The 7,233-nt window shown below is 72.8% G+C and carries 8 protein-coding genes; 7 read left to right on the top strand and 1 reads right to left on the bottom strand.

Features of this window, described 5'->3' with window-relative positions:
• From infB to C1I95_RS30425, 7 genes are all read left to right on the top strand, one after another.
• On the top strand, positions 1 to 2,259 hold a 2,259-nt coding region (gene infB, locus C1I95_RS30455; RefSeq protein ID WP_111219083.1), incomplete at its 5' end, for a translation initiation factor IF-2.
• Positions 2,260 to 2,350: 91 nt separating this feature from the next.
• Positions 2,351 to 2,644: a DUF503 domain-containing protein gene (locus tag C1I95_RS30450; protein WP_111219075.1), complete on the top strand. Its 294-nt coding sequence runs from the start codon at positions 2,351 to 2,353 to the stop codon at positions 2,642 to 2,644.
• Between the two features lie 142 nt (positions 2,645 to 2,786).
• Entirely contained in the window at positions 2,787 to 3,266 is a 480-nt protein-coding gene (gene rbfA / locus C1I95_RS30445) for a 30S ribosome-binding factor RbfA (protein WP_111219081.1), read from the top strand.
• A 47-nt stretch (positions 3,267 to 3,313) separates the two neighbouring features.
• Positions 3,314 to 4,408 (top strand): DHH family phosphoesterase, encoded by a 1,095-nt coding sequence (locus C1I95_RS30440; RefSeq protein ID WP_111219079.1) that lies wholly within the window; start codon positions 3,314 to 3,316, stop codon positions 4,406 to 4,408.
• Between the two features lie 71 nt (positions 4,409 to 4,479).
• Complete coding sequence (locus tag C1I95_RS30435) at positions 4,480 to 4,887, top strand: hypothetical protein (protein WP_111219077.1); 408 nt, start codon at positions 4,480 to 4,482, stop codon at positions 4,885 to 4,887.
• Positions 4,887 to 5,096, top strand: a complete 210-nt coding sequence (locus tag C1I95_RS30430; protein ID WP_199523982.1) for a DUF6186 family protein — start codon at positions 4,887 to 4,889, stop codon at positions 5,094 to 5,096. The genes C1I95_RS30435 and C1I95_RS30430 overlap by 1 nt, the downstream gene beginning before the upstream one ends.
• Positions 5,097 to 5,592: 496 nt before the next feature.
• Positions 5,593 to 6,942, top strand: coding sequence for an MATE family efflux transporter (locus tag C1I95_RS30425; RefSeq protein ID WP_111219071.1), 1,350 nt, complete (start codon positions 5,593 to 5,595; stop codon positions 6,940 to 6,942).
• Here the strand turns inward: C1I95_RS30425 and C1I95_RS30420 are convergent, their stop codons facing one another.
• A complete protein-coding gene (locus C1I95_RS30420) occupies positions 6,943 to 7,182 on the bottom strand; it encodes a hypothetical protein (protein ID WP_233513979.1) in 240 nt (79 codons plus the stop codon).
• Positions 7,183 to 7,233: the final 51 nt, after the last annotated feature.

Below are 7,233 nucleotides of genomic sequence, written 5' to 3'. Positions count from 1 at the left end.
ATCCAGGGCAGCCAGCAGCAGCGGCCACCGGCCGCCGGTGCCGGCGGTCCCCGGCCGAGCCCGGCGTCGATGCCGCCGCGGCCCAGCCCCGCTTCGATGCCGCCGCGGCCCAGCCCGGCGTCGATGCCGAGCCAGCGTCCCGGTCGTCCGGGTGGCCCGGGTGCCGGTCGTCCCGGTGGGGGCGCCGGTCGTCCGGGTGGCGGCGGTGGCGGTGGCTACCGTGGCGGTCCCGGTGGTGGCGGCGGTGCCGGTGCCGGCGGTGGCTTCCGTCCGGGTGCGCCGGCCGGTGGCGGCGGGCGTCCGGGTGGCGGTGGCCGTGGCCGTGGCGGCGGTGCCGCGGGTGCCTTCGGGCGTCCGGGTGGCAAGCCGACCCGTGGTCGCAAGTCCAAGAAGCAGCGCAGACAGGAGTTCGACAACCTGTCGGCCCCGACCATGAGCTCGGGCGCGCCCCGGGGTCAGGGTCAGGTCGTTCGGCTCTCCCGTGGCGCCTCGCTGTCGGACTTCGCTGACAAGATCAACGCCAACCCCGGTTCGCTGGTCCAGGAGATGTTCAACCTGGGCGAGATGGTCACCGCGACCCAGTCGTGCTCCGACGACACCCTGCTGCTGCTGGGTGAGCACCTTGGCTTCAACGTGCAGATCGTCAGCCCGGAGGACGAGGATCGCGAGCTGCTCGCGCAGTTCAACATCGACCTCGACGCCGAGGTGGCGGAGGACCGCCTGGTCAGCCGTGCGCCGGTGGTGACCGTCATGGGTCACGTCGACCACGGTAAGACCAAGCTGCTCGACGCGATCCGCAAGGCGAACGTGGTGGCGGGCGAGGCCGGCGGCATCACCCAGCACATCGGTGCCTACCAGGTCCACGTCCCGCACGAGGGCGAGGACCGGGCGGTGACCTTCATCGACACCCCGGGTCACGAGGCGTTCACCGCCATGCGTGCCCGTGGTGCCCAGGTGACGGACATCGTGATCCTGGTGGTGGCGGCCGACGACGGCGTGATGCCGCAGACCATCGAGGCGCTCAACCACGCCAAGGCGGCGGACGTGCCGATCGTGGTCGCGGTCAACAAGGTCGACAAGCCGGAGGCCAACCCGGACAAGGTCCGCCAGCAGCTGACCGAGTACGGCCTGGTCGCCGAGGAGTACGGCGGCGAGACGATGTTCGTCAACGTGGCCGCGAAGCCGGGCATCGGCATCGAGGACCTCCTCGAAGCGGTGCTGCTCACCGCCGACGCGTCGCTGGAGCTGACCGCTCCGACCGACGGGCCGGCGCAGGGTGTGGCCATCGAGGCGCACCTGGACAAGGGCCGCGGTGCGGTGGCGACGGTGCTGGTGCAGAAGGGCACCCTGCGGGCGGGCGACTCGATCGTCGCCGGCGGGGCGCACGGCCGGGTCCGGGCGATGCTCGACGAGAACGGCAACCAGGTCACCGAGGCCGGTCCGGCGCGTCCGGTCATGGTTCTGGGTCTGACCGCGGTGCCGGGCGCGGGCGACACCTTCCTCGCCGCGGCGGACGACCGCACGGTGCGGCAGATCGCCGAGCAGCGGCAGGCGCGGCGGCGGGCGGCGGCGTTCGCCAACTCCCGTGGCCGGGCCACCCTCGAGACGCTCATGGAGCAGCTCAAGGAGGGCGAGAAGACGTCGCTCAACCTCATCCTCAAGGGCGATGTCTCCGGTTCGGTGGAGGCCCTGGAGGACGCGCTGTTCAACCTCGACATCCCCGAGGAGGTCCAGCTCAAGGTCCTCGACCGGGGCGTCGGCGCGATCACCGAGAGCAACGTCATGCTCGCGAGTGCCTCGTCCGAGCCGGTCACGATCATCGGCTTCAACGTGCGGGCCTCCAACAAGGTCCGCGAGATGGCCGACCGCGAGGGCGTGGAGATCCGGTACTACACCGTCATCTACCAGGCCATCGAGGAGATCGAGGCGGCGCTCAAGGGTCTGCTCAAGCCGGAGTTCGAGGAGGTTGAGCTGGGCACTGCGGAGATCCGCGACGTGTTCCGCTCGTCCAAGATCGGCAACATCTCCGGTTGCATCGTCCGGTCGGGTGTCATCCGGCGCAACGCGAAGGCGCGCCTGCTGCGCGACGGCACGGTGGTGGCGGACAACCTCACCATCAGCTCGCTCAAGCGGTTCAAGGACGACGCGACGGAGGTCCGGGAGGGCTTCGAGTGCGGTCTGACCCTGGGTGGTTACAACAACGTCCAGGTCGGCGACGTGATCGAGACCTTCGAGATGCGGGAGAAGGTTCGCGCCTGATCCTGCGGTGACGCACTGGTCAAGGGGTTTACGCCGGGCGGCGTAAACCCCTTGATCATGTGGGGCGGGTTGCCGGTAGTGTCGGTAGCCGATGTACACCGCAACCGCAGTATTCGACCTGCTGCTGCCGGGGGACTCCCGGTCGCTCAAGGCCAAGAGATCGTACGTACGGCCGATCGTGGCGGCGCTGCGCCGCTTCGAGGTGTCGGCTGCCGAGGTGGGGGCGCTCGACCTGCACGGGCGAGCGGAGATAGGGGTGGCGATCGTGGCCGCTGAGGCGGCGCACGCCCGCGAGGTGCTCGACTCCTGCGAGCGGCTGGTGGCCGGGCGGCCGGAGATCGAACTGCTGTCGGTGCGCCGCCGGCTGCACGGCGAGGAGGACTGACCATGGCGGGCGACCATCGGCCGCCCCGCGCGGCGGTCCGCAGGGCGCGGGTAGGGTTCGAGGTGTTGGGGCCGGTCCGGGCTCCGGTGACGTGGGCGTCACCGATCCTGGCCGGTAGCGGGACGCCGTGGAGGTGGCGGAGATGACGGATCCGGCCAAGGTACGCCGGCACGCGGAGCGGGTGCGTGAACTGGTCGCGTCGGTGGTGCGGAGCCAGATCAAGGACCCGCGGCTCGGCATGATCACTATCACCGACGCCCGGATCACCGCTGATCTGCGTGACGCCACGGTCTTCTACACCGTGCTGGGTGACGCGGCGGCCCAGGCGGGCACCGCCGCCGCGCTGGACAGCGCCAAGGGCATGCTGCGCAGCACGGTCGGCAAGGCGCTCGGCCTGCGCCACTCGCCGACCCTGACCTTCGTCCTGGACGACGTGCAGGACCAGGTCAAGCACATCGACGACCTGCTCGCGGCGGCCCGTAACGCGGATGCCGAGGTACAGCGCATCGCCGCCAAGGCCGAGTACGCGGGCGACGCCCAGCCGTACCGGGTCGAGGAGGCCGAGGAGGGTGACGCCGAGGACGGCGACGCCGACGATGCCCGGGGTGGGGACCGTCGGTGACCGCCCATTCCGGCGGTGCCCTGACCGAGGCGACCCCGGCCGCGCCGATCCCGGCCGGCCCGACCTCTGCCGATTCCGCCGGCCAGGCGCTTGACGGTCCGGCTCCGGACGGCGCTGCCGGTCCGACCGAGTCCGACTGGGTCGCCGCCGTCGCGGCGGTACGCCAGTTGCCGCCCGACGGCCGGGTGCTGCTGATCTGTCACGTCAACCCGGACGGCGACGCGCTGGGCAGCATGCTCGGCTTCGGGCTCGGGCTGCGCCGGCTCGGCGTACGCCGGCTACAGGCGACCTTCCCCGGTCCGCCGGAGGTGCCCGAGCCGTTCCGCGGTCTGCCCGGCCTCGACCTGCTGGTGCCGGCGACCGACGCCGACCCGCAGCCGGACCTGGTCATCTGCTTCGACGCGGCGAGCGATTCGCGGCTCGGGGAGCTGGCCGACCGGCTGACCGGCAGCGCCACGGCCCTGGTGCTCGACCACCACGCCTCCAACGGCGGCTTCGGCGACGTCAACCTGGTCGACCCGGCCGCGGCGGCGACCTCGGTGGTCGCGGAGGAGCTGCTGGCCCGGCTCGGCGTCACGCTGGACGCCGGCATCGCCGAGTGCCTGTACGTGGCGTTGAGCACCGACACCGGCTCGTTCCGGTTCGACGCGACCACGCCGGCCGTGCACGAGATGGCGGCCCGCCTGCTGGCCACCGGGATCCGCCCGGGCGACATCTCCCGACGCGTCTTCGACAGCCGCCCCTTCGGCGCGGTGCGGCTCTTCGGCGAGGTGCTCGGCCGGGCCCGGCTGGAGCCGGCCGCCGCCGCCGGGCACGGCCTGGTCTGGACGTACGCGACCCTGGACGACCTGGCCCGGCACGACCAGCGGCCGTACGTGCTGGAGGCCCTGATCGATCCGGTCCGGTGCACCGCCGAGGCCGACGTGAGTTGTGTGATCAAGCAGACCGGGCCGGCCGACTGGGCGGTGTCCCTGCGTAGCAAGGGCGCGGTGGACGTCAGCCGGGTGGCCGTCGCGCTGGGCGGCGGTGGGCACCGGCTCGCCGCCGGCTTCACCGGCCGGGGCACGGTCGACGAGGTGGTCGACCGGATCCGGGCCGAGCTGGCCGCACCCGCCGGGAAGGGCGGCGACCAGCCGGGGTAGGGGTTATTTCCGGGGCGTCTCCGGGCATGTTGACGTTCCGGCGGCCTGGACAGGGCGGGGAGAATCGGATGATGGAGCAGCCCCACGATCTCACCGTCGAGGCCCCTCGCACCTGGGAGCGTCCGGTCGTCTGCGTGCCGGTGCTCGTCGCCCTTTCGCTGGTCGGCGGTCGCTTTCCGTCCTTCTCGACGGAGGCCAACCTGTACGTCTTCGGCACCGGCGGGGTGCTGATCTGGCTAGGTCTGACCAGGCGGGTGCAGGGCCATACGGCGCCGCAGCGCCTCAGTTCGGGTGCGATCTGGTGGACTTTGCCGGTGGTGGTCTTCGGGGTCTTCGAGGGGGCCACCTTCTTCGCGGCGGCCGGCGACGACTTCCCCACCTTCTCCCTGCTGGCCGATCCGCTGCTGGAGGACCGCCTGGTCCGCTCGGCCGGCTGGTTGGTCTGGCTGTCGGCGTTCTGGGGGCTGGTGCGGCGATGATGCGGGCACTGGCGATCGGCGGATTCCTGGTCGGGCTGGCGCTGTTCGGTCTGATCGAGTGGCTGGCCCGGCGGGAGGGGTCGCGGATACCGACCCTCGGCGAGGTCTGCGCCTACGTGATGCGGTACGAGGTGGGCCCGGTCCCGGTCGGCCGGATCGGGTTGTTCGGCTTCTGGTGGTGGGTCGGCTGGCACTTCCTGGCCCGGTGACGGGGACCCAACCTGTCCAGATGGCGGGAACAGCGCGCACCATGTGGACCTGAACGATAACTTGGGAAACGGTCGGCGCCGCTTCGGCGCAGGTCAGGGACGGCGGAGCCATACCCGGCGCCGCTTCCCTCCAGGGTCGACCGACCCCGGGCCACCACGCCGCCCAGCCACCGCTCCGGTGACCCCGGAAGAGGTGCCGGGTGCCTCGCAACAACGCCCGTGACGCGCCGTCGCGCCTGGCGGCGCGCGCCCTGGAAGGGGTCCACCATGCCCGCCAAGCCCAAGCCCGAGACCACCGACGAGGCCCGTGAGCAGGCCCGCCGCGCCCTGCAGACCTCCATGGACACCCGTCAGTGACCGTACGCGACCGGCGGTGACGCCGAGCCGTCCCGGGTACGGCGTCACCGCCCGCCCGCCGCTGCGGACAGCACCCTTGGGCGGGTAAGTAGCGCATCAGCTTGCTCCCCTTACTCATCGCGTGCCACGATCGGCGGCGATGAGCCAGCCCACCAGCACCACCGACCGGGCGGCCTCGCCGCGCCGGATCGCCGCGCTCGCCCTGCCGGCCCTCGTGGTCCTGGCCGCCGAGCCGCTCTACGTACTCGTCGACACCGCGGTCGTCGGCCATCTGGGCCGGGTCCCGCTGGCCGCCGTGGCGGTCGGCGGCACCGTGATGACCCTCACCGTCTGGCTGGGCACCGTGGTCGCGTACGGCACGACCGGCCGGGCGGCCCGCCGATTCGGTGCCGGGGACCGAGCCGCCGCGGTGGCCGAGGGCGTACAGGCATCCTGGCTGGCCCTCGGCGTGGGGGTGCTGGTCGTCATCGGCATGCAGTTCGGTGGCGGCGCGCTGGCCGGTGCCCTGGCCGGGGGTGGTGAGGTCGGAGTGGCCGCCGCCGAGTGGCTGCGGATGGCCGCGTTCGGCGCACCCGGGCTGCTGCTCGCCGCCGCCGGCAACGGCTGGCTGCGCGGCGTGCAGGACACCCGCCGGCCGTTGGCCTTCGTGGTCGGCCCCAACCTGCTGTCCGCGGTGCTGTGCCCGGTGCTGGTCTACCCGGCGGGCCTGGGACTGATCGGCTCGGCGGTGGCGAACGTGATCGCGCAGACCCTCTCCGGTGCCCTGTTCGCCGCCGCCCTGGTGGCCGAGCGGGTGGCGCTGCGCCCGCGCCCACGGGTCATCCGCCAGCAACTGGTGCTCAGCCGCGACCTGCTCATCCGGGGGGTGGCCTTCCAGGCCAGCTTCCTGTCCGCCACCGCGGTCGCCGCGCGGTTCGGCGCCGCCGCCGTCGGCGCCCACCAGATCGCCGTGCAGCTCTGGTTCTTCGCGGCGCTGGTGCTCGACGCGCTGGCCATCGCCGCGCAGGCGCTGGTGGGGGCCGCGCTCGGTGCCGACGACGGCGTGGGGGCCCGTGCGCTGGCCCGGCGGATCGGCCGGCTCGGCGCGGTCTGCGGCGCGGCGTTCGCCCTGCTGGCGGCGGCCGGTGCCGGCGTCGTACCGACCTGGTTCAGCTCCGACTCGGCGGTACGCGAGCAGGCGTTGGTCGCCTGGCCCTGGTTCGTCGCGATGCTGCCCCTGGCCGGGGTGGTGTTCGCGCTCGACGGGGTGCTGATCGGCGCGGGTGACATCCGCTACCTGCGCAACCTGACGGTGGTCGGTGCGCTGGGCGGATTCCTGCCGGCGATCTGGCTCGCCTACGCCTTCGACCTCGGCCTCGGCGGCATCTGGGCCGGGCTGATGCTGTTCATCGTGATCCGCCTGGTGGCCCTGCTGCTGCGGCTGCGTTCCGGCGCCTGGGCGGTCACCGGTGCGGTGCGGCCCGAGTCTCGTGCCGGTGTCGCCGCCTGATCAGACCTGGCCGTAGAGACCGTAGGCCAACATCACCATGACCAGGATCACCACGAACGACACCAGCATGGCGCCGATCTTGACGGTGTTCGGGAAGCGCTGGTAGAGCCGCTGCCGCCGCTGCCAGGCCCACCAGCGGCGGCGCAGCCAACCGGCGCCGGGCAGGGCGGCCATGCCGTCGGCGAGCCGGGTGCCCAGGGTGCGCCGGGCCGGGGGTGGGTCGCGCATCCAGTCGGGCAACGTGGGGCGCGGGTCGAGCGTGCCGCCGTGGCCGACCCGGCGGGTCCGGGC

The sequence above is a fragment of the Micromonospora craterilacus genome (genome assembly GCF_003236315.1).
GTDB lineage: Bacteria > Actinomycetota > Actinomycetes > Mycobacteriales > Micromonosporaceae > Micromonospora > Micromonospora craterilacus.
Note: the sequence above shows the minus strand (reverse complement) of the source record. Positions and strands in the feature narration are given on the sequence as shown.

Coding starts and splice junctions, on each gene's coding strand:
- rbfA (WP_111219081.1), top strand. CDS start 2,787: ATGACGGATCCGGCCAAGGTACGCCGGCACGCGGAGCGGGTGCGTGAA.
- C1I95_RS30430 (WP_199523982.1), top strand. CDS start 4,887: ATGCGGGCACTGGCGATCGGCGGATTCCTGGTCGGGCTGGCGCTGTTC.
- C1I95_RS30450 (WP_111219075.1), top strand. CDS start 2,351: ATGTACACCGCAACCGCAGTATTCGACCTGCTGCTGCCGGGGGACTCC.
- C1I95_RS30425 (WP_111219071.1), top strand. CDS start 5,593: ATGAGCCAGCCCACCAGCACCACCGACCGGGCGGCCTCGCCGCGCCGG.
- C1I95_RS30435 (WP_111219077.1), top strand. CDS start 4,480: ATGGAGCAGCCCCACGATCTCACCGTCGAGGCCCCTCGCACCTGGGAG.